Here is a 22,574-nt window from a genome sequence, read left to right on the forward strand (position 1 = left end):
GTCAATCACTTCGCCACCAACAGAAGGATCAACGGTCTTTATAGAATTGAGGCGAACCACCATGGAGTCAGAAAGAACTACAGGAGAAGCCTTGCAAAGAGCGTTTCCGCATTCTCCAAGATTACCTGTATACTTCAAGTAAGCGCGCATAGGCATGATGTTTGCCTTTTCTACACGAACAAAGTTGCCAGGAACAAAGCCATCGGACTCAGCACCTGCAAAACCATAGATGCGGCCAATTTCGTCTTCGTTACTAGCTTCAAGATTCTTAGAGGCATCGGCACGGCGCCAGACCTTCTTTTCAAGAGCAGTGATGAAAGACCAATCACCAACAGTAGTGTTTTGGGAGGCGGGAGTCTTCTTCAGGGTTACGGCACCAGAAACAGCGAAAGAACCATCATTACCGGTAGGCTTTACAAGGTAAGGTACATAAGCTTCAACGGAGGTAACACCATCTCCAACAACGGTATCACGAGAATTCTCATCAGTCTGATCTCTCGGTGTGACGCCCGTAATAGTGTAGAATTCAGCACCAGCAATTACAGACGTACTTGCGCTGAAAGGCAGAGCGATTGTAGAAGACTTGGTGTTAGTGAACTTGCGGTTGAAGACAACCTTGTCGACCTTGATATCCTGAGGGATAGAGAAGGTAGTTGCATCATCAGTGAAGGTTGCAGTTACCTTGCTGTTTTCGTAAGCGATGGTAACGCCAGACAGATCTACATAGTTCTGATAGACTGCTTGCATCTTACCTGCATAAGCTTCATCATAAAGGACTTCTACCTTTTCAGCCTGGTAAGTTGCATCGCTCAAATTTGTGTTATAAGCAATTGCAGGGTTTGCATTATAAGTGGCGTCCTTTACAACGTTATTGCACTTACTTGAGGTGCTACAAACTACATCGGTAGCACTGATTGAACCATCGGAACTACCAACAAGGGGGTTTGTCGTAGCAGAACCAGTATTGTAGCAGTTAACCAAAGTCACAGAAGCGCCAGAAGACACATAGCCAATCAAACCAGCCTGATCAGCGACAGACATAGACAGGCCTGTTTTTGAAATTGTTGCGGAATTATAACTGTTTACAACAATCAGCTTTGTGTTGGAAGACACATTTCCAACAAGGCCACCAACATTTTTATCTCCTTTAACGGAACCAGCAACGCTACAATTATCCAATAAGACAGCCTTTGTATTATCACCGGTGCTTTCAACACTACCGATAATACCACCGACAAAGTCCTCACCATTCATATCAAGGCTTGTCAACTTCACATTCTTGATGACTGCGCCACCCTTGACCTTGCTAAAAAGACCTTTATAGTCATAGTTCACCGCCATACCAATCACTTTGTTGTAGGTATAAGACAGCTTACTAATTGAATAATCACCCACTACTTCAAAGTAACCTTCAAAGTCAGCAATTGGCGTCCACGTACCAGAAGCGGTAATATTAGCAGTCACCTGACCACAGGCGGCGGTTTCACCACTATTCACCTTGGTAGCAAAGTCCTTCAGGTCGGTATAGTTCGTGATCTGGTAACAACCATTCACGGCAGTCAAAGCAGCATTAGCGCCTACAGCGCAGATGCCGGCAAAAGTCATAGCATAGATTATCTTTTTCATACAAACCTTTATCTTTCTCAGTGACGAAAGATAAATTTTCATTGCATTATTGTCACTAATTTTCTTACAAAATCAGACGTTCCTTTTCCGCTTTCCCCCCTATTTTTTGTTCCTTGTCACACACGAACCCCCAAAATGTTCAGAAGGCGAATTCATTCAAGTACTTTATAAAATCCGCTTATAAACAAAAACACCCCGTAGGGGATTCCTACGAGGCGTTTTCGAAGTTTAGGATCCTGAAACAAGTTCAGGATGACTTTGGGTCAGTTCAGGAATGACGTCCTGTAACTGATTAGATCAGGGCGATGCCGGGGATCACGCCGACCACCAGGAGGGCGATAGCGGCAACGGTCACTGCAAACTTCAGCAGGTAGCTGAAGGGTGCGCTCTTGGCGCATACGCACTTGCATTCGCATTCAGGCTTGAGGGGCATGAAGAGGACGAAGGCGATACGCAGGTAGAACACGGCAGCCACCAGGGAGAGGCCGAAGGCCACGGCAGCGAGCCAGCCCATACCAGCGGCGAATGCGTCGGTGAACAGGGTGAACTTGGCCAGGAAACCAGCAACCGGCGGAAGGCCAGCCAGGCTTGCCAAGCAGACAGTCACGCCCAGAGCAACGAAGGGACGCTTGCGGCCGCGGCCCTGGATTGCTTCCAGAGTTTCGTTGCGGTCGTCACGGCCAGACAGGTAGGCAATACCGGTGAGGGCGCCAGCAGATGCAACGGCGTAGGTCACCAGGAAGTAGAACATGGGGCCCATCTGAACGGTACCGTTTGCAGCGTAGTTGGGCAGCAGCAGGCCGATTACGATAAAGCCGGCGTTCATCACGGCGGAGTAAGCCAAGATGCGACGGATGGACTTCTGGGCGAGACCGCCGAAGGCACCGAACACCATGGAAAGCAGAGCCACGATAACAACCACATAGTAGAGGCCCTTGGACTGGGAACCGATGGTCACCTGTTCAGCAAGGTTCCAGGCGGCTGCGGAGCCAGCCTTGGTCACCAGGATGCCGAGCCATACAGAAGCCAGGGCGGCGAGAGCGCCAACCTTAACAACGGCAGCCATGAAGCCGGTCACTGCAACGGAAGCACCGGTGTAGACGTCAGCCACCCAGAAGTGGACAGGAGCGGCACCAGCCTTGAACAGGAGGCCAATCACGGTCATGAACACGCCAATGCCGTAGATGCTTTCGCGACCCGGGAGAATGGCGGAATTGAAGCTGGTAGTACCGGTAGCACCGTAAACCATAGCCACACCGTAGAGGAAGATGGCGCTGAAGATGGAACCGGAAACGAAGTACTTGAAGGCACCTTCGTTAGCGTTTGCATCCTTGCGGCGAATACCCACCAGGGCGTAGATCGGGAAACTAGCCAGTTCCATGCCCAGGAACAGGGCCACATAGTCGATGGCCTGAGTCATGAGCAGGGCGCCAGTAGTAGCAAGCATCAGGAGGGCGTAAGCTTCGCCACCCTTGAACTTTTCGTGGCCCAGGGTCCACTGGAGGCCAGCGATACCCAGGAAGGCGCAGAGCACAATGGCAACGCCCAGGAGGCGGCGGGCCGGATCCATGGCATAGAGGCCGTAGAAGGTATCGGTAGTGACCAGGGCGTAGGCACCGGCTGCGAACAGGGCGAATGCGGAAGCGACCCAGGGAAGGATCTTATGCTTGTTCTCGTCCTTGATGAAGGGTTCTGCAGCCAAGGAAATCAGGGCGCCAACGGCAACCAGGATAACCGGCAAGAGAATGATCATGTTACTCATTAGTTGTTACCTCCTTCAACAGCGGCTTCGGAAGCGGCGGCGGTGTCGACATCCATTTCGCGGAGCTGCTTGATGAGAGATGCGCGTTCTTCTTCGCTGAAACCGTTGGCGGCCAGGTTAGAATCCAGCTGACGGAAGTCTTCTTCGGTCATGGGCTGGGCAACGCTTGCGATATTTTCGTCTTCGGCGGAGGCGGCAGCTTCAGCGGCGGGAACTGCTTCGTTTTCGGCAGTTTCTTCGATCTGCTGGGCGTTGCCGGAGAGCTTAGCCATCTGTTCCACAGCCTGTTCGTCGAAGAGGTGCAGAGCGTTGGTGATGAATGCGGGATGCATACCGAACACCAGGAGCAGGGCGGCCATGATACCGATGGAAGAACCTTCCAGGGCGGTCATCTGGGTGCCGGTCACTTCGCACTTCTGTTCACCGAAGATAACCTTCTGGACGAAGCGGAGCATGTAAGCGGCAGAGAGGATGATGGTGAGACCAGCAACCAGTGCGGGGAGCGGGCCCATATCCCAGAGGGACAGGAGCACGGTGAATTCGCCGACGAAGCCTGCAGTACCAGGAACAGCCAGGGCCATCACAGCCACAAAGCCGAACAGGGTGCCGAACACCGGAGTCTTGCGGGCAAGACCGCCAAGCTTATCCAGTTCGCGAGTTCCAGTCATACGTTCGCCAATGCCCATCAGAAGGAACTGTGCGCCTGCGGAGAGGCCGTGTGCCACCAGGAGCACCAGCACTGCGGGGAGCATAACTTCGGAAAGGCTAAAGACACCGGCAACAGCCAGGCCGAGGTGACCCATGGAGCTGAAGGCCAGAAGTTTCTTGGCATCCTTGGCGCGGAGAGCCATGAGAGCGCCGTAAACGGCAGTCACGAGGCCCAGCCACATCATGGTGCTGACAGCAGTCATAGAAAGCGGGAAAATCGGGAGGATCCAGGCAATGAAACCAAAGACGCCAGCCTTACTCATTGCACCGGTAAGGATTGCAGAGAGCGGAGCGGGAGCTTCGGAGTAGGAAATTGCCTGCCAGCCGTGGAACGGGAAGATCGGAGTCTTCACCATGAAGGCCAGGAGGAAGCAAACGAGGATAGAGGTCTGGACGGCGGGATCCATGTTCTGGACAGCCAGGGCCAGAGAAAGGAGCAGGGAGTTGTCAGCCTTGGTCAGCACGTACCACAGAGCCACCATCATGGGAGCGGAGCCCACCAGGGTGTAGATGGCGAAGGTCATAGCAGCCTTGACGCGATCCTTGCCACCGAAACCGGCGATAAGGATTGCGGCGGGGATCACCATTGCTTCGAAGAAGAAGAAGAACAGCACTGCGTCGGCGGCCAGGAAGGTGCCGTTCATGGCGCCCATCAAGGCGAAGATGCCGATTGCGAAGTTGCGGTAGTTCTTGCAGGTAGTGTTACGAGCAGTGATGAGAGCCACCAGGGAAAGACCAGTGGAAAGGAGCGTCATCCAGGCGCCCAGACCATGGCTGTACAGGTAGTAGTAAACCGGGCCCTTTGCGCCAGGAATGCGGAACCATTCCACAGCTTCGGTAGCCTGGTTGCCACCGGCGATCAGAGCGACGGACATGCCCACAAAGGCAAGGCCGAAGAGGAAAGCCAGGCGGGAAGAAGACTTGGGATCTTCCTTGGAGGTTGCCACCATGAGGATAGCAGCAACGAACGGAGCCAAGACAAGGAGATGCAGAAGCATTAGATCATACCTCCGGTCAGAAGAACAACGAGCACAAGGGCTACAACACCGGCAACGCTAAGAGCGAGCTGCAGGCGAACCTTGCGAACCTGGAAGGAGGCAACGCCATCACCCAGGATTTCAACAATGCCGGCTACCAGCCACTGGACAAACTGAACCAGCTTATCCACGCAGTTTTCGATAATCCAGGCAACAACATTGGTAAGGCAGATGAACCAACCGTGAATGATATCGAAGAGGAAGGTCCAGGTAGCCATCTTGCCGGTAGGAGCAGAAGAGCCCTTGGCTTCAGGAATGCGAGCCTTGCCGAACTTGGCCCAGGCAATCACGAGACCGAGAACAGCAGCGGCAGTGCCGAGACCGGCGAACACCATGGGGTTCACGTGGGCTTCGGAGTGAGCCACGGAGAGCTGTGCAGCACCAACAACAGGAGCCAGCATATCACGGAAGAAGGTAAGGCCGATGGAATCTGCCCACATATAACCGGAGAACACTGCGCCAACGGCGAGAATCACCATGGGGATCAGCATGCAAGCCGGAGCTTCGTGAATGTGATGTTCGCTTTCCTTGGAACCGCGATAGGAACCGAAGAAGGTCAGGATGATCAGACGGCCCATGTAGACTGCGGTAATAACAGCAGTGAGGAGGCCAACTGCATAGTAGTAGGGGCCCATGGGACCGCTCATGTAGAGACGTTCCAGGATCAGGTCCTTAGACCAGAAGCCAGCAAAGCCCGGGATACCGATAATGGCCAGGAATGCAAAGATCATGACGCATGCGGTAACGGGAACCTTCTTGACCAGGCCACCCATCTTGCGCATATCCTGTTCGCCAGCCAGGGCGTGAATCACGGCACCGGCACCAAGGAACAGGGCAGCCTTGAAGAAGGCGTGGGTAAAGACGTGGAAGATGGAAGCATCGAATGCAGCCACACCTGCAGCCATGAACATGTAGCCCAGCTGAGAGATAGTGGAGTATGCCAGCACCTTCTTGATGTCGTTCTGGAAGAGGCCAGCCACAGCGGCCCAGAATGCAGTTAGCATACCGACAACGGTAATGATATCAAGCACGGTGGGGAGCATGGCAAACATAGAACCGAGACGGGCAAGCAGATACACGCCAGAGGTCACCATGGTTGCAGCATGGATGAGGGCGGAAACCGGGGTCGGACCAGCCATTGCATCGGGCAACCAAGTGAGAAGAGGAATCTGGGCGGACTTACCGGTGCAGCCTACGAAGAAGCAGATACCGGCGAGAGACAGGAACGGAATGACGATTTCAACGTGGCCACCGGAAACGACCATCTGGATGAATGCAGCCAGCTGATCGTAGTTGAGGATGGCGGAGCCGCCGATAGTGCAGAGCACCAGCATACCCAGGAGGAAGCCGATGTCACCCACGCGGTTCACGATGAAGGCCTTGTTTGCAGCCTTGCAGTTGTTCACGTCGTGGTTCCAGAAACCGATCAGCAGGTAAGAGCAGAGACCCACACCTTCCCAACCCAGGAAGGTCAGGAGCAGGCTGTCGGAAAGGACCAGCACGATCATGCTGAACAGGAACAGGTTGATGTAGGCGAAGAAGCGGGCAAAGCCACGGTCGCCGTGCATGTAACCGATGGAGTACAGCGCAATCAGGGAGCCGATGCCAGTGACGAACAGCAGCATGATGCGGGACAGACCGTCAAACAGGAATCCGATGTCCACCTTGAGCATGGGGACGTCGATCCAGTTGCAGAGGGTCTGACGGATGCCGGTTTCGGGCATGCCGAAAGCCAGCAGGACAACGCTAGCGAAAGCGAGAGCCGGGAACAACACGGCCAGCGCGCCAACGAAACCTTCGGAAGGGCCCTTCTTGCTGCCGGAAGAAATCACGGCGATGGTACCCAAAAGGATGGTACCGATGAGCGGGAAGAGCGGAATAAACCAAAGCGGTAAATTAGTCATTGATTATTACCCCTTCAAGTTAGAGAAGTCGTTGGAATCAACGCTCTCGCGGTTACGGAAGATCATGATGACCATGGCAAGGCCCACGCAAGCTTCGGCAGCTGCAACAGCAATTGCGAACAGCGGCACGATCTGGCCTGCAACGCTCATTTCGGCAGGCAGGGTCTTGGCAAAGCCCACGAAAGACAGGTTCACGGCGTTCAGGGCGAGTTCAACACCCATGAGCACGAAGAAGATGTTTCTGCGGGAAATGGCCACGATAAGGCCGATGGCGAAAATCACCAGGGCCAAAATCTGAACATACATAGCTTGGAGTTCCATTACTTTTCCTCCTCGATTTCAGAGCCAAGGCGCTTCTTGGCCATGAGCACAGCGGCACCCATGGAAGAAAGGAGCAACAGACCGAGGACTTCGAACAGGACGAAGTAGCCGGGGCCTTCCTGAGCTACGTTAAACAGTGTTTCGGAGGTGAGCTTTACAGAGCCGCGGAGGGTGGTAGCATCGAAGACGATGGGAGCACGAACCAGGGCAAAGCCCACGAGACCGGCGAGAACGATCACGGCCGGAATCACGAACAGGGAAACCTTGTCGAACATGGGAGTCTTGCTGTCCTTACCGGCGTTCAGCACCATGATCACGAAGGTGAGCAACATGATGATTGCGCCTGCGTAAACCATGATCTGGACAACGCCCATGAAGGGGCTACCCAGCAGGCCGTAGATACCGGCCAGGGAGAGCATGGTAAGAACCAGGGAAAGAGCTCCGTAGAGCGGATGCTTGGAAAGGAGCACGCAAACGGCAGAGCCAATTGCGATAATTCCAAGGACAATGAAGTAAATCAGGGCGAGCATTACTTAACCTCCATTCCCCAGACCTTGCGGGCCTCGGCGTTCTTGGTACCGCCCGGAGCCATCTGGCTCTGTGCGTCTTCGGGGTAATCCTTCGGATCCCATTCGATGAGATCGGCCAGGTGTGCCACGAAATCTTCGCGGTTGCGATGTTCAAAAACGATCTGCTTGGTATCCATGCGGAGAGCATCTACCGGGCAGGCTTCGGCGCAAAGGCCGCAGAACACGCAAACCAGGTGGTCGATGTCAAAACGCATGACGCGCTTTTCGATACGGGGATCGTCAGACTGGGTTGCTTCGATAAAGATACAGTGAGCAGGGCAAGCTGCAGCGCACATGCCGCAAGCAACGCAACGGGGAGTGCCATCGGGGCGGAGCATCAAGCGATGCTTGGCGCGATAGGTGTTGCGAACTTCGGGCTGGCCTTCCGGGTAGGAAATAGTGGGAAGTTCTTCGTAGCGGAACAAACCACGGGCAGCATGCTTAAGGGTGGTCCACAGACCGCGCATAGCCTCGAAAATGTAGAGGCGTTCGATGACGGTCATGGGTTTCTGTTTAATAACGCGAGCCATTAGTTACCTCCAACGAGCTTTGCGACAACTGCGGTCACAACGAGGTTCAGGATAGCGATGTTAAGGATAATCTTCCAACCGAGGTTCATCACATGGTCATAGCGGAAGCGGGGCAGAGTCCAACGGACCCAGATCCAGACCCAGCAGAAGAACACGCTCTTGACGACGAGAACCAGCAGGTGGATAACAGCAGTACCGAGAGCAGTACCGATGGTGTTGACGCCAGCGGCGGTATGTGCGATTTCCGGAGTGTAGAACATCCAGGAAGCGACACCGGCAGCGATGAACACGACGGTAGCAATACCGGCAACCAGCTTGTACAGCTTGTATTCCTGCAGGATCACCATCTTGTTGCTCTGGGAAGAAGCGCGGAGCTTCTTGGAGTAGCGGTGCATCATGTGGAGGAATGCGAGGCCGAGGAATGCAAGAACCCAGCAAAGGATGGCCAGAGAGCCGCCCATGTGAGCCTGCATGGTTTCGGTAGTTACGAACGGTACAGAGTAGCCACCCAGGAAGAGGGTTGCAACCAGGAAGGAGCTAATGCAAATGTGAGAGTATTCGCCCATGTAGAAGAGACCGAACTGCATAGCACCATATTCGGTATGGTAACCAGCAACCAGTTCAGGTTCACCTTCGGCAACGTCGAAAGGTGCACGGCCAGTTTCTGCGATGGTTGCAATGAGGAAGCAGAAGAATGCCACGGGCTGAGCAACAATGCCCCACACGTGATGTTCCTGCCAGCTAACGATATCGGTGAGACTGAAGGAGCCTGCAAGCACCAGGAGGCCCATCATGGAAAGGCCCTGGCAGACTTCGTAGCTGATGGTCATTGCAGAAGTACGGAGAGAGCCCAGGTAGCTGTACTTGGACTTGGAAGCCCAACCAGCGAGAACTGCACCGTATGCAGAAAGAGAGGAGAATCCGAACAGGAGCAAAATGCCAACTTCGGAATCCAGGATGGAACCGCTAATCGTTACAACCTTGCCACCCCATTCGAACACCATGGGTCCGAACCAGGGAATAACGCAAGGGGAAAGGAATACGATGGCAAAGGGAATCGCCGGAGCAACGTAGTAAAGGAACTTGCTTGCGCCCTTGGGAGCAAACATTTCCTTAAAGAACAGCTTTGCACCATCGCACATATTCTGTACATAGCCCAGCAAGCGAATCTTGCCGAAGTACGGAACCTTGATGTAAGAGCGGTTCGGGCCCTGGCGATCCTGCATAAAGCCGGCGCCACGGCGTTCCATAGGAATCAACAGGAGGATGTAAAGGACCGGCACGAAGCAGAAGGCGAACTTAGCAATCGTGATCAGCCATTCAACCCAAGATTTGGATTCGATGATATCCATTATGCGTTACCTCCTTCAAGATGCAGACCAGTGCTCTTGATGGTGTCGTATGCCAAGCCAGCCAGGACAGGAGCGTATTCGGCAGCCTTCTTAAAGGCGTCGTATGCGCAAGTGAAGGACTTGCCGGCAAGTTCTGCGAGAACTTCGTAAGCGGGCTTCAGTTCAGCATCGGGACAAGTGGGAGCAGCATTCAACTTCTGAAGGATGTTGAGGCTATTCACCATAGTACCCTGAACTTCGCTCCAGTGCTTGATACCGAAAGCAAGAGTTGCCTTGCTTGCAGTTTCGTCATTGAAAGCAGAAAGCACGATGCGAGTAGGAATCTTTTCGATTGCATCCATGGACTTGTTGCCTTCGCCAATGATATCATTGTTCACGGTAAGGACAACGGAGAAGTCAGCAACATGCTTAACCAAATCAAACAGGTTGTCATCCGGAAGACCAAGGAGCTTGAAGCCGGCGCGGTTGGCCATGGGGTCACCGCTCTTGGCAATGCCATCAGGTTCAGACTTCACCTTAAGAGAACCGGCAAAGATTTCCGCACGGTCGCCCAGGGATTCCTTCAGCATGCGAAGTGCAGCCAAATCTTCGATAGTGCATTCGCCACCAGCAACGAGAGCAATCTTACCAGAAGCAGAAGCGAGAGCGTCCTTCATGACGCTTACGCCGCCAATTGCGGGCAGACGGTTCTTGTTAAAGTTCTGGAAAGCCATGCGGCTAGTATTGGAGAGCCAGCTGCGGTTCACTTCGGGGTTACAGCGGGGCATCACGCGGTAGATCTTACCGTCGGCGTGATCGATCCAGATGTTTGCACCCAGGGAGTCATCCATGGAGATGGTCGGAGTATGAGACAGCAACCATACGCGCTTCTGGAAGCGGAAATACTTGGCAGTCATTGCACCGGTGGGGCAAACGTCGGTGACGCACAGGTCATACTCGTGATCCAGCTTTTCGCCGGGGAACGTAGTAATGTAGGTGTGGTCAGCACGGCCTGCCAGCTGGAGCTGTTCGTCGCCGGCGACTGAACGCATAAAGCGGACGCAGCGGTCGCACTGGACGCAACGTTCTTCGTCGAGAAGAATGCGGGGACCGATATCAACGTGCTTACCGCCACGAACCTGACCCTTGGAGTCAACGAACTGGTGAGCGGGATTGCCGTGATAGTTCTTGCCATATTCCGGACGGAGGCGGCCTTCGTTCTGGCCGCATTCCATGTAGTTTTCCTGCAGGGTGCATTCGCCAGCCTTGTCGCAGATGGGGCAATCCAGCGGATGGTTCACCAGCATGAATTCCTGAGTAGCCTTGCGGGCGTTCTTAACGCGGGCGGAGGAAGCAGGAGTATAGATCTTCATACCCGGAGCAACAGGAGTGTAGCAGGAAATGACCAGCATACGACCGCGGGGGCCTTCCTGTTCGACCAGGCACTGACGGCAGTTACCAGAAACCGGCAGATACGGATGGTAACAGACGTGAGGAGTTTCAATCCCGACAGCCTTGAGAGCTTCGAGGAGGTTTGTATCGCCCGGAACCATGACGGCCTTGTCATCCACGAAGATTTCAACCTTCGGGCTGTTTTCGGTCGGGAGTTTCGGCATGTTATAGTAGTTACTCATATTATTACCAGAAAATTCCAGGACGTGCGGTTTCTTGAACACGGGGCTTAGCGTGATCCGGGTTCTTTGCAATGTATTCGTCGAAGTCGGCGCGGAACTTTGCGCTATAAGCGCCTACCGGGCCGCCCAAGGAAATGGACAGCGGGCAGATGGTCACGCCACCGAAACCACCGGCAAGACTCTGCATCAATTCCACATCGCCATCATGACCGTTGCCAGCAACGATCTGGTTCAGCATGCGGTGCAGAAGACCGGTACCTTCGCGGCACGGAGTGCACTGGCCGCAGGATTCGTGGCTATAGAAATTGCCCAATACATTCAGCAGGTCAACCATGTTATGGGTATCATTGATAACGATGATCGCACCAGAACCGAACATGGTCTTCATGGAAGCCAGGCATTCGTAGTCCATGGTGGCAACGGCAGCTTCTTCCGCGGTCAGGGGAGCGCAGGAAGAACCACCCGGCAGCACAGCCTTCAGCTTGCCACCAACAACGCCACCGGCGTATTCGTTAATCATGGTCATCATGGGAGTACCGAGGGGAGCTTCGTACACGCCCGGGTTCTTGACGTCGCCGGAAATGCAGAACACCTTGGTACCACCTGCACGAGGAGTACCCATCTTGGCGTATTCGCTAGGATCATGCTTGAGGATCCAGGGCAGAGCCATAATGGTTTCCACGTTGTTCACGCAGGTCGGGGACTTCCAGGCACCGCTCACAGCCGGGAAAGGCGGCTTAAGGCGGGGCTGACCCTTCTGGCCTTCGAGAGAGTTAATGAGTGCGGTTTCTTCACCGCAAATGTAGGCGCCTGCACCACGATGCACGAAGATATCGAAGCAGAACTTGGTTCCGCAGATATTTTCGCCAAGGTAGCCGGCTGCATAAGCCTGGTTCAGAGCCTTGTTGAGGCTTTCGATGCAGGGCAGGAATTCGCCACGGCAGTAGATATATGCAGCGCGAGAACCCAGAGCCCAGGCGGCGATGATAAGGCCTTCGATAAGACGGTGGGGATCTTCCAGCATGAGGAAGTGATCCTTAAAGGTACCGCCTTCGCCTTCGTCAGCGTTCACCACGATGTATACCGGCTTGCCGGTACCGCGGGGAACGAAACTCCACTTCATACCGGTCGGGAAGCCTGCACCGCCACGGCCACGCAGGTTAGTGCGCTGCACGTAGTCGATGAGCTCGAACTGGCTCATGTTGAACAGACGTTCGGAAATGTTTTCGTAGCCGCCCAGCTTCTTGTAGACTTCAATGTCCTGGGCGCCCTTGCCGAAGTTTTCAGTACAAACTTTTACGCATTCTGCCATAATTATACCTTCTTCTCTTCAACCGGTTCCGGCTTTTGAGTGGTGACGGCAACAGCGGAAGGCTTAGCCACGCGTTCGCCAGAGGTGGCGATCATGCGATATTCGTCGCCCACCTTACCGGCTGCGTCGACGAAGGCCTTGTCCTTAACGCCGGGTTCGCCAACGGCGACCCATTCAGAACCGTTCTTCTTTTCAACAACAATCTTGGTGAATTCCGGAGCGCCCTTCCAAGTGAGGGTAGCGCCAGTTTCATCAGCTTCAGCCTTAACGCAGAGAACCGGAGAAGGAGGAGCGTAGTCGGGAACCTGGGGCTTTGCAATAGCACCCGGAGCACCCGGATGACCACTGTGGCCCTTGACGATACCACCCAGCACATCGTGCTTGGGCATGTCATTCACGTGAGCCTTGCACCAGTCGATAATGCGATCGATGGAAGCTTCGGTAAGAGTGGTGCCGCGCTTCATCTTCAGCTGACCGTCGACAACGTCGGTAGCGAAGTCATCGTTCACCAGCATCATGGGGCCATTGCCGCAAGAACCGAGGCATTCAACCTGAAGGATGGTGAACATGCCATCGGGAGTGGTTTCGCCGGACTTGATACCAAGCTTGTTTTCCACGTACTTGATCAGGGGCTGAGCGCCCTTGATGGCGCAGCTGATGTTGCGGCAGAACTGCAACAGGAACTTGCCCTTGGGAGAATGATTGTACATGGTATAGAAAGTGGCAACGCCAAGAGCGTGGGCAGGAGCGCAACCGCAAACCTGTGCAGCCCAGCGGATACCTTCGGTGGGAACCCAGCCGAACACGCCCTGAACAAGCCACAGCACTTCAAGAAGAGCGCCCTGGCCTACGGGGTAGCGGCTCAGCAAGTCTGCACAGCGTTCCTTGATTTCGGGAGTGTTGAGTTTTTCCAGCACTTCCTTAGGATTGGGCTGTTCCTGAATCTTGTTGACGTGGCCGAAGGTCTGTGCCGGATCCGGAAGAGCGCCAATGGGCTGTTCCGGACGGTCAAACTTCAGATTGTTATTTGCAACAAAATGAACTGCACCTTTAATATGTTCACTCATCGGTCAAGTTCTCCTGCAATCATGTTGAGGCCAGGCAAGGTAGCCATAGAGTCGGCCAAGGTAAGACCTTCAACCAGGTAGTTGAAAGCGGAAACGTGAGCGAGACTGGGGGAACGAACCTTGATGCGGTACGGGTGACCGGAACCATCGGCAATGATGGTAAAGCCAAGTTCACCGTTAGCGCATTCGCTACCGCAGTAGTATTCGCCCTCGGGCACGCGAATGCCTTCGTAAACGCTCTTGAAACGGCCAATGAGGCCTTCCATATCCTGGTAAGCCATCTTGTGAGACGGCACGCGAATACGAGGATCGACAATATCAACAGGACCCGGAGCAAGACGCTTCAGAGCCTGACGAACAATCTTCACGGATTCTTCGATTTCAGCGAGACGAACCTGGAGACGGTCGTTGGCGTCACCATTGGTGCCTACAACAACATCCCAATCATAGGTTTCGTAATCATAATACGGTTCATCCTTGCGGAGGTCGCTTTCTACGCCGGTTGCGCGAAGGACAGGGCCAGTCCAGCCGTAGCTGATGGCGTCTTCCTTGGAAATCTTGGCAACACCGACTGTACGGTCCAGGAAGATACGGTTACGATCCAAGCAAGCGTGGAGATCCTTAAGAGCCTTTTCCACAGAATTGCAGGCAGCGAGAACATCGCCTTCGAAACCGCTGTAAGTGTCGCGATACAGACCGCCGATACGAGCGAAGCTATTGGTCAAACGGGCGCCAGTAAGCTTTTCCCAGATCAGCATGATTTCTTCGCGGGGATTGAAAGCGTACATGAACGGGGTTGTACCACCCAAATCCTGGAATGCAGCAGCCACGCAAATGAAGTGGTCGTTGATTCGGGAAAGTTCGTTCACGATAACGCGAAGCACCTTGTTGCGTTCGGGAATTTCAATACCGAACATATTTTCTACGGCGCGGCAGAACGCAATGTTATTCATCATTGCAGAACAGTAGTTCAAGCGGTCTGTGTAGGGAATCACCTGCTGCCAGGTGCCGCGTTCAACCATCTTTTCAAAGCCACGGTGCATAAAGCCAATTTCGCTAACACCAGCAACGATGGTTTCGCCATCGAGAGCGGTGAGCAAGCGTACGCAGTGATGGGTGGCCGGATGGGTCGGACCCACGTTCAGGGACATGAGGCTCAGCTTTTCGCCGTTCGGATCTAATACGATCATTGTCTGCTCCCTTCAAGATATTCTTCGTCCACAGGATTGATTTCCTCGGAGCGTTCAATAACCTTGTAGCCCTTGGATTCAAGGCGCTTTTCAAGTTCAGGCATCAAGTAGTCACTGGTAGAGAGCCACTGACGCTTCTGTGCAGGGTAATCCTTACGAAGAGGATTGCCAACAAATTCAACATGGTTCAACAGGCGGCGGAGGTCCGGATGACCTTCGAACACAATGCCGAACTGGTCAAACACTTCACGTTCCAGCCAGTCTGCGCTCTTGTACAGGTCAGTCAGAGAAGGAACCTTGAGATCAGCTTCGCTGACCAGCACCTTAAGACGGACTCGACGACCGGCAACCTTGGTGCTCTTGAAACTGTAGCTCACGGCAAAGCGGGGGCCTTCGTGATTGGGATAAGTCAGATAGTCGATGCCAGCTTCGTCCAGCAGCATATCCAACTGGGTAGAACTATCGTTCTTCAGGAATTCCACGGCGTTGTGGAGATATTCCTTGGGAATTACCACGCAGGCATCCCACTTGGCAAGAGGTTCGCGCTTGCCGCCGAACTTCTCCTCCAGGACGGAGACGATCTTTTCAGAAAAATCCATTGTTACTCCTTCCAGAACTGAGCTTTCTTGATAAGTTTCTGTTCTTTTTCGACCAAGAATTCCTTGGCGTCGGCAATCGTTTCTGCAGCCTGAGCCTGAGCTTCAGCCTTGGCTTCTGCAGTCTTAGCCTTGATCAGTTCCCACTGTTCCTTGATGCGTTCGGTACGCATCTTCATGTAGGATTCATCCTTAATCTTGTTCTGCAGGTCGAACATGGCGTCGAAGAATGCTTCGGGACGGCTGGGACAGCCGCCGATGTACACGTCCACCGGGATGATATGGTCGATACCGGGAACGGTGCAGTAGCAGTCATAGAATCCGCCGGAACTTGCGCAAGCGCCCATGGCAATAACCCATTTGGGTTCAGCCATCTGTTCGTACATGCGCTGCAGGATCGGAGCCTGCTTGTATGTAATAGTACCTGACACCAGCAGCACATCGGACTGACGGGGCGTAAAACGCACGTATTCAGAACCGATACGGGAAAGGTCATAGCGACCCACTTCCGTACTCATGAATTCGATTGCACAACAAGCCGTACCATAAGGGAACGGCCACAGGGAGTTCGTACGACCCCAATTGACCAAAAAGTCAAGAGAGGACGTAATGAAATTCGGCTTTTCTGCCTCATTTTTCATAGGAGTTTACCTCATTAAATGCCGGGCGCAAAATTAGAAAGATTTTACGCTAGGTGAAAGTTAACCTTGTTCAAGGTAAGGTGGTTAAGCCACAAAATCACTCCCCCACCCTCAAGAAAAGTTAGACAAGACTAATCAATAATTTCAAAAGACACATGTGATTTATCGCAACAAACACAACACATTTAGAACACATTCGTCCTCATTTGCCCAAATTTCCTTGCAATCCGTATCACAGATTTTTAAATTTGGCGCGGTTTTGGCGATTGATCCCCGGGGATCAATAGAGGATTTGTATGGAATTCAAATTGTGTAGCGACATGTATAGGGAATTTAGGGAGGGGTTATTAAGCCCCATAACCGACCCTCAAGACCTACTAAAACAGGTATCTCGCCAGGTCACCCCCCTAGCAAAGATTCTCAATGTCGGCTACATGGAATGCGGCCTAGTCGCTCCAGCATCCCCCCTCGCCCAGAACGGCGTTGACGGAAAGATGATCATCTATCACGACAAAGTGGGTCTCCCCGTTCTTCCGTCCTGCACAGACATCGCTGAAGTCATGACCACGGCCGAAAGCGGAACATTCACCTTCAATGTCCATCCCGTTGAAGGACATACGTTCACCGACAACGAGAGGGACGCCCTCAGCCTTATTTCCTACGACTGTTTCATCCTTGGCGGTCGTTCCCGCCTGATGGGCATGGCCAACAGGGCTCGCATTACGGACTACATGACTGGAGCTATCAACCAGTCTGGCCTTATGAACTTTATCGGAAGTCTCGTCGCCCAGAAAAAACTCTTTGGACATACGGGCATCTTTACAAACCTAAAGAACTTCAAGTATATCAACAAGTCCATGAGCCCGCAGGTTGGCGATATCGCCATGAAGGCCTATGTGAACGCGGCAAAGGCCGACCTTACTAGCGACGAAATTATCGCACGACTGGGCGGAGACAACTTCTTCTTCCTGGTCCGTAACGACCACGCCAACGAAATCATCAATAAGTTTTCCAGCCTGGACGTAAGCCTGAGTCAGGGTCCCAAGCCCCTGAACTTCAAGATCCAAGCTCGAATGGGCGTCTACACCGTCCGCGAGCAGGACACCGTCTCCGAACTGATGAACTGCAGTTCCATAGCCCTGAACGCAGCCAAGAACATCAAGACAACCGACATTATCCGCTTCAACAACGACATGCTGATTGAAGCCCTCCACCAGAGAGAAATTTCCAGCGAGTTCCAGAACGCCCTCAAGAACGGTGACTTCATGGTATATTACCAGCCCAAGGTCAATCTGGAAACCAAACAGCTCTGCGGGTCCGAAGCCCTGGTCCGCTGGCTTCGTCACAAGACAGTCGTTCCTCCTACAGATTTCCTTCCCATCCTGGAACGGGAAGGAACCGTCTGCCTGCTGGACTTTTACGTATTTGAGCGAGTCTGCAGCGACATCCGCCAGTGGGTCGACGCAGGTATCGAACCAGTACGTACATCCGTAAACTTTTCCAAGCTCCATCTGAAGAATCCCAATTTCGCAGAAGACTTTTTCTCCATCATGAACAAGTACCAGGTGGAAAGCCGATTCCTCGAAGTCGAGCTAACCGAAGTTTCCGACTACGAAGACTTCGTCGCCATGCAACGATTCATCAGCACCATGAGAAACCACGGCATCTCCGTCTCCATCGACGACTTCGGCACAGGTTACTCGACCCTGAACGTAATCAAGAACTTCGACTTCAATGTGGTCAAGCTGGACAAGTCCCTACTGGACAACATCGGCCGAGAAGGTTCCCAGGACGAAATCGTCCTAAAGAACGTGGTAAACATGGCCAAGGAAATGCATAAGGAAGTTATCGCGGAAGGTGTCGAAAACGAAAAGCAGGCCCAGTTCCTGTCCGACGTCAACTGCCATCGTGTCCAAGGCTTCCTCTTTGACAGGCCTCTTTGCCGAGAAGACTTTGAAAAACGTCTTACGGGGCAGAAATTGTACTAAAAAAAAATCCACTTTGCCCCAAAAGCGCCGAATTTCGCAAAAAATCAAGAAGTTCCCCAAAACAGGGGAACTTTTTTGTGTCCCCCGCCACATGTTCTCAAATATTTTCTCACATTTCTAGAAAATATGCTATATTATCGTCGTGGAAAATTTTGTTGACATCTACCAGTTTACGCACTTTCGCAAGTATCTAGAAGAATATCAAGTGGCCCGCGCCCAGCAGGAGCCCAGCTTTACCCGTACCGAAATTTGCAACTTACTCGGGCTTGAAAAAACCCGCAGCTACTTCGCCGATGTTCTCAGAGGAAAGAAGGTCAGCCCCCGCATGGTGGCCAAGTTCATTGAAATACTCGGGCTAGACAAGAAAGCCGCCAAATACTTCGAAACCATGGTCCAGGTGGACCAGGCCAAGAACGACACCATTCGCAAGGCCGCCATGGAGGAACTGCTCCGCCAGCACCCCAATCCGCAGCACATTATAAATACTGACGCCTACGAATATTACAACCACTGGTACCATAGCGCACTGTTCGCCATTCTGGACGCCATGGATGTGGGCGACGATATGGCCCCGGTGCAGAAGCGAATTTTTCCAAAGGTTCCCCTGGGCAAGCTGAGCGACAGCCTGGAACTTTTGCAGCGTCTGGGTCTCGCCCGCAAGAACGAGGAAGGTTTCTGGAAACCCACCCGGGAGTCCATTTCCAGCGGACCTTACAACAACGCGGAACTGATCAAACAGTATCAGTTGCAATGCTTTGAACTTTCCAAGCAGGCCCTGATTACGCCGCCCAAGTCCCCCACTGTCATGAGTACCATGACCTTCAGCATTTCAAGCGAAGCCTACAAGGACCTGGAAGCCGCCGTGCAGGAATTCAAGGCCAAGGCACGACGCATCATCGGCGAAGACAAGGCCAAGGCCGACAGCGTCTATCAACTGAACTTACACCTGTTTTCTAACCTGGATCCGGAGGGCAAGTAATGAAATTACGAATTATGAATTACGAATTACGAAAGATTCGTGGTTTCGTTGCAAGCATGAGCATCGCTGCATTGTGCTCAGCAAGTGTCATGGGCTGTTCCGAAAGCAGCACCACCGCAGGCGTTTTGACCGAAACCGAATCTGGTCAGACGGCAACCATTGACGAAAACGGCGACAAGATTGTAAACGTAGATGGTTGCAGCACCAGCATTCCAAACTCCTTAAGGAAAAACGCCTCATTGCAAGATGCCGAGTACGGAACAGAGCTTGCATGCATTTCCTTCAACCGAGATTACGCCCAGGCAAGGGTAAAGGGCTCTGCTGTAGACACTGACGGCAATCCGCTGAAAAACACCCGCGTCCTCTTAAAGAGAATTGAAGGAGACTATGATGTCGGAAATGGCCTAAGCCACGAAACATCCGTAAGAGAAACTTCTACAGACAATAACGGAAATTTCGTTTTTGACGATGTCGTTTACAAAGCGACCTACCTTAACATTGATCCCATCGACGAAAGTTTTGAGAGGAACGAAAAGGGCCAGGCCGTCGTTTATATTCGCTACGCCCTCATGATCGGATCAGAAAATGATTCCCTCGCAAGCTACAGCAAGCTGGACCTGAAGAATGCTGAGCGAATTTCTGACGACGATGGCAAATACCTAGAAATCAAACCGCAAGAAATCCGCAAGACTACAAACCTGGAAATTCAATTCAACAAGAACGATTTCTCGGCAAGCGATAAAGTCTGTCTGGACTTTTCCAATGCTTGCCATGTTCTTACCGAAGATGAGTTGACTGCGGGAAGTTTCCTCATGGAAAACATCCCCGAAGGCATTTACCAGAACCTCTGCACATACGTCACGAATGCGGCAGGAACATCATCGGAATACACCAACGCCATTTGCAAGTCCTTGAGCACTCCTGTCATCACCAAGGAGTCCTCAAATTCCTTGTCATTCGTTATTCCTGAAACCGCACTGGCATTGCTTGATTCCTTCAGCAACAAGACTCTAGATAAAGTTCTGGCGCAATATTCCTTCGACAAGGATATAAGCGTCCCCATTTTGGTCAACGGGAACAGTATTTCAAAATCAACGTTCATCGAAAGCAACGGGAGAGAAAACCGCTATTGGGCAGAAATCAACTTGAATGCACAAGATACAGCGACCTACAATATTGTTGATGCATCCGATTTAGGGATTTCCTCCAATATATTTGTCGCCCAAAGTTCTGCACAGGACACCGTCATTGACAAAGGCCACTATGAGCGCAAGAATATCGGATATAGCTTCAAGATAAAGGTTGACGGAAGCAACGAAAATTACGAATCTGCGTTCATCAGCGTTCTTGATAGTATCAGTGACGAAAAAAAGTTGACTATCGGCTATGAAATCGGGCAATGCGAAACAGACCCCAAGAGCATCTGCTCACGAATCTATAGCGGCCTTGACGGCTCCGTTACGGACACGACAATTTACGGAAAGGCAGCAATCCTAGACGGAGGCGAGCACATCTACTCCATCGCTTTTGTGGGAGTACACTTGACCATCGCTGTTGACGGCAAAATAATCCGTGACACAGATCTAAAAGTCAACGACCATTTTGGATCGTGGATCAATAGTTCCCCAATCGTCATTGGAGATGCAAAATTGAGAGACTTTGTCGTGTTCAAGATAGATGAAGGCATCAAACAAGAACGCGACAACAATTGGAACCGTCTCAAAGCCTGGCTCATCGCCTTCCAGGAACTGCAAAAGTAGGTTTCGGGGACGGCATTGAAAGAAATGCTTTGCAAAAAAGGCGGTGGCAAGCGATCTTTTTATTTGATAGCCACCGCCAAAAATACTTCGCCCACAAAATCGGCTTTAAAGTTTTTATATTAAACCTTATGAAGAAACTCGTCCACGACAAGACCAAGTGCTTGAAGTGCGCCGGCTGCGTCGGCGTATGCTCCAAGATGGCCCTAGACATGTACGGTCTGGATTTGCAGATCGATTACGAAAAGTGCGTCCGCTGCGGACTTTGCACCAACACCTGCCCCGTAGGAGCCCTCAAGATCATGGAGGTGGACAATGCTTGATAACAAGTATGACGTAGTGGTGATTGGCGCAGGCCCCGGTGGTTCTGTAGCCGCCCGCAATGTAGCCAAGGCAGGCCTCAAGACCTTGCTCCTTGAAAAGCGTGAACGCATCGGCTACCCTGTACGCTGCGGTGAAGCCAGCACCAGCATGAAGGACCTGCAGACTTACGGCCCCATCGACGAAGACTGCATCGAAACCATTATCAACGGCCTTTATATCTACGGCCCCAACGGCGTGAACATCGAAGTGCCCAAGCCGGCTACTGGCATCATGCTGAACCGCGAAAAGTTTGACCCGTGGCTGGCCAAACTTGCAGCCGACGACGGTGCCGAAGTTGTTACCTGCGCCCGCGCTGAATTTGTAAGCGACGTTGAATCCGCAGGCAATGACGGCTACCGCAGGGTCCGTGTCGTGTTGGGCAAGGGCAACGGCGACGGATCTGTCACCGCCGAATCCACTCAGGAAATTTTGGCCAAGATGGTCATCGCCGCCGACGGTGTCGAAAGCCGTATCGGCCGCATGGTCGGACTGGACTGCATCCAGAAGCCGGGCATGACTTGCAACGGTATCGACTTCCATGTGAAGGGTATGCTGACCCGCCCCGACTACCTGACCTTCTGGCAGGGCCATGATTTTATCAATGACGGTTACATCTGGAGTTTCCCCAAGCAGAAGTCCAACATGACCAAGTTTGGCGCAGGCTTCCTGATTCCCCACAAGAACGAAACCATTTACGACGTAACCCTGGAATGGCTGCACAAGCTGTTCCCCGGCGCAGAAATTGACCATGTGGTCGGCGGCGTGATTCCCGTTTCCAGCGTCTTGAAGGACTATACCCTGGACCGCTTCGCCCTGGTGGGCGACGCCGCCCATCATACCAATCCGCTTACGGGCGGCGGCATTGCGGCAGCAATGCGCGCGGGCCGATTCTGCGCCCAGACCGTGGTTGAAGCATTCAAGGAAGACAATCTTTCCAAGCAGTTCCTGAAGACTTACGAAAAGCGCTGCTACGACTACTTTGGCAAGATGCACGACTTCGAATACAAGTTCCGCAGATTCCTGCTGGAACTGAACCGCGAAGACCAGGTTGGGCTCTACAAGGTGCTGCAGGGCTTCGCCTTGAGCGGCTACAAGAAGTCCGCCTTCCTGAAAACTCCCATCCAGACAGCCAAATATCTCTACAAGTTTACCAAATTCAAGGCCTAAACCCCTGAATATTGTCAAAAAGACTAAGGTTTCCGCAATAGCGGGAACCTTTTTTTTGATGGATTAAGTTATATCTATTATACTAAGAAGGA

General features: G+C 52.7%; 18 protein-coding genes and 1 pseudogene. 5 read left to right on the forward strand and 14 right to left on the reverse strand.

Features of this window, described 5'->3' with window-relative positions:
- The 14 genes and pseudogenes from B7992_RS12775 to B7992_RS12840 all read right to left on the reverse strand — a co-directional run.
- A pseudogene (locus B7992_RS12775) lies at window positions 1-1,626 on the reverse strand (hypothetical protein); the annotation flags it as partial.
- 292 nt (window positions 1,627-1,918) lie between these two features.
- Complete coding sequence (locus B7992_RS12780; RefSeq protein ID WP_073238391.1) at window positions 1,919-3,388, reverse strand: NADH-quinone oxidoreductase subunit N; 1,470 nt, start codon at window positions 3,386-3,388, stop codon at window positions 1,919-1,921.
- Window positions 3,388-5,094: a NuoM family protein gene (locus tag B7992_RS12785; protein ID WP_088666453.1), complete on the reverse strand. Its 1,707-nt coding sequence runs from the start codon at window positions 5,092-5,094 to the stop codon at window positions 3,388-3,390. The genes B7992_RS12780 and B7992_RS12785 overlap by 1 nt, the downstream gene beginning before the upstream one ends.
- Entirely contained in the window at window positions 5,094-7,037 is a 1,944-nt protein-coding gene (gene nuoL / locus B7992_RS12790; RefSeq protein ID WP_073159658.1) for an NADH-quinone oxidoreductase subunit L, read from the reverse strand. The genes B7992_RS12785 and nuoL overlap by 1 nt, the downstream gene beginning before the upstream one ends.
- Before the next feature lie 6 nt (window positions 7,038-7,043).
- The gene (gene nuoK, locus B7992_RS12795; protein ID WP_073159656.1) at window positions 7,044-7,358 is read right to left on the reverse strand and encodes an NADH-quinone oxidoreductase subunit NuoK; all 315 of its coding nucleotides are present in this window, start codon (window positions 7,356-7,358) and stop codon (window positions 7,044-7,046) included.
- Window positions 7,358-7,888 carry an NADH-quinone oxidoreductase subunit J gene (locus B7992_RS12800; protein ID WP_073159654.1) on the reverse strand — a complete coding sequence of 177 codons (531 nt, stop codon included), beginning with the start codon at window positions 7,886-7,888 and terminating at the stop codon, window positions 7,358-7,360. Before B7992_RS12800 ends, nuoK begins: the two co-directional genes overlap by 1 nt.
- Window positions 7,888-8,457: an NADH-quinone oxidoreductase subunit I gene (locus B7992_RS12805; RefSeq protein ID WP_249269454.1), complete on the reverse strand. Its 570-nt coding sequence runs from the start codon at window positions 8,455-8,457 to the stop codon at window positions 7,888-7,890. Before B7992_RS12805 ends, B7992_RS12800 begins: the two co-directional genes overlap by 1 nt.
- The gene (locus B7992_RS12810) at window positions 8,457-9,809 is read right to left on the reverse strand and encodes a complex I subunit 1 family protein (protein ID WP_088666454.1); all 1,353 of its coding nucleotides are present in this window, start codon (window positions 9,807-9,809) and stop codon (window positions 8,457-8,459) included. The genes B7992_RS12805 and B7992_RS12810 overlap by 1 nt, the downstream gene beginning before the upstream one ends.
- Window positions 9,809-11,422, reverse strand: a complete 1,614-nt coding sequence (locus tag B7992_RS12815; protein ID WP_088666455.1) for a 2Fe-2S iron-sulfur cluster-binding protein — start codon at window positions 11,420-11,422, stop codon at window positions 9,809-9,811. Before B7992_RS12815 ends, B7992_RS12810 begins: the two co-directional genes overlap by 1 nt.
- A 4-nt stretch (window positions 11,423-11,426) precedes the next feature.
- Window positions 11,427-12,734, reverse strand: a complete 1,308-nt coding sequence (gene nuoF, locus B7992_RS12820; RefSeq protein WP_088666456.1) for an NADH-quinone oxidoreductase subunit NuoF — start codon at window positions 12,732-12,734, stop codon at window positions 11,427-11,429.
- A 2-nt stretch (window positions 12,735-12,736) separates the two neighbouring features.
- Window positions 12,737-13,801 carry an NAD(P)H-dependent oxidoreductase subunit E gene (locus B7992_RS12825; RefSeq protein ID WP_088666457.1) on the reverse strand — a complete coding sequence of 355 codons (1,065 nt, stop codon included), beginning with the start codon at window positions 13,799-13,801 and terminating at the stop codon, window positions 12,737-12,739.
- Window positions 13,798-14,991: an NADH-quinone oxidoreductase subunit D gene (locus B7992_RS12830; protein ID WP_088666458.1), complete on the reverse strand. Its 1,194-nt coding sequence runs from the start codon at window positions 14,989-14,991 to the stop codon at window positions 13,798-13,800. Before B7992_RS12830 ends, B7992_RS12825 begins: the two co-directional genes overlap by 4 nt.
- Window positions 14,988-15,590 carry an NADH-quinone oxidoreductase subunit C gene (locus tag B7992_RS12835; protein ID WP_088666459.1) on the reverse strand — a complete coding sequence of 201 codons (603 nt, stop codon included), beginning with the start codon at window positions 15,588-15,590 and terminating at the stop codon, window positions 14,988-14,990. Before B7992_RS12835 ends, B7992_RS12830 begins: the two co-directional genes overlap by 4 nt.
- 2 nt (window positions 15,591-15,592) lie before the next feature.
- Window positions 15,593-16,228, reverse strand: a complete 636-nt coding sequence (locus tag B7992_RS12840) for an NADH-quinone oxidoreductase subunit B (RefSeq protein ID WP_088666460.1) — start codon at window positions 16,226-16,228, stop codon at window positions 15,593-15,595.
- Between the two features lie 296 nt (window positions 16,229-16,524).
- On the opposite strand from B7992_RS12840, the gene B7992_RS12845 reads away from it, so the two are divergent.
- The 5 genes from B7992_RS12845 (at window position 16,525) to B7992_RS12865 (ending at window position 22,482) form a co-directional block, all read left to right on the forward strand.
- Window positions 16,525-18,216 carry a GGDEF domain-containing phosphodiesterase gene (locus tag B7992_RS12845; protein WP_088666461.1) on the forward strand — a complete coding sequence of 564 codons (1,692 nt, stop codon included), beginning with the start codon at window positions 16,525-16,527 and terminating at the stop codon, window positions 18,214-18,216.
- A gap of 142 nt (window positions 18,217-18,358) precedes the next feature.
- The gene (locus tag B7992_RS12850) at window positions 18,359-19,195 is read left to right on the forward strand and encodes a TIGR02147 family protein (protein ID WP_088666462.1); all 837 of its coding nucleotides are present in this window, start codon (window positions 18,359-18,361) and stop codon (window positions 19,193-19,195) included.
- Entirely contained in the window at window positions 19,195-20,955 is a 1,761-nt protein-coding gene (locus tag B7992_RS12855; RefSeq protein ID WP_141100468.1) for a hypothetical protein, read from the forward strand. Before B7992_RS12850 ends, B7992_RS12855 begins: the two co-directional genes overlap by 1 nt.
- 128 nt (window positions 20,956-21,083) lie before the next feature.
- Window positions 21,084-21,275, forward strand: a complete 192-nt coding sequence (locus B7992_RS12860; RefSeq protein ID WP_073159632.1) for a 4Fe-4S binding protein — start codon at window positions 21,084-21,086, stop codon at window positions 21,273-21,275.
- The gene (locus B7992_RS12865) at window positions 21,268-22,482 is read left to right on the forward strand and encodes an NAD(P)/FAD-dependent oxidoreductase (RefSeq protein ID WP_073159630.1); all 1,215 of its coding nucleotides are present in this window, start codon (window positions 21,268-21,270) and stop codon (window positions 22,480-22,482) included. Before B7992_RS12860 ends, B7992_RS12865 begins: the two co-directional genes overlap by 8 nt.
- Window positions 22,483-22,574: the final 92 nt, after the last annotated feature.

The organism is Fibrobacter sp. UWH1 (genome assembly GCF_002210365.1).
Taxonomy (GTDB): Bacteria; Fibrobacterota; Fibrobacteria; order Fibrobacterales; family Fibrobacteraceae; genus Fibrobacter.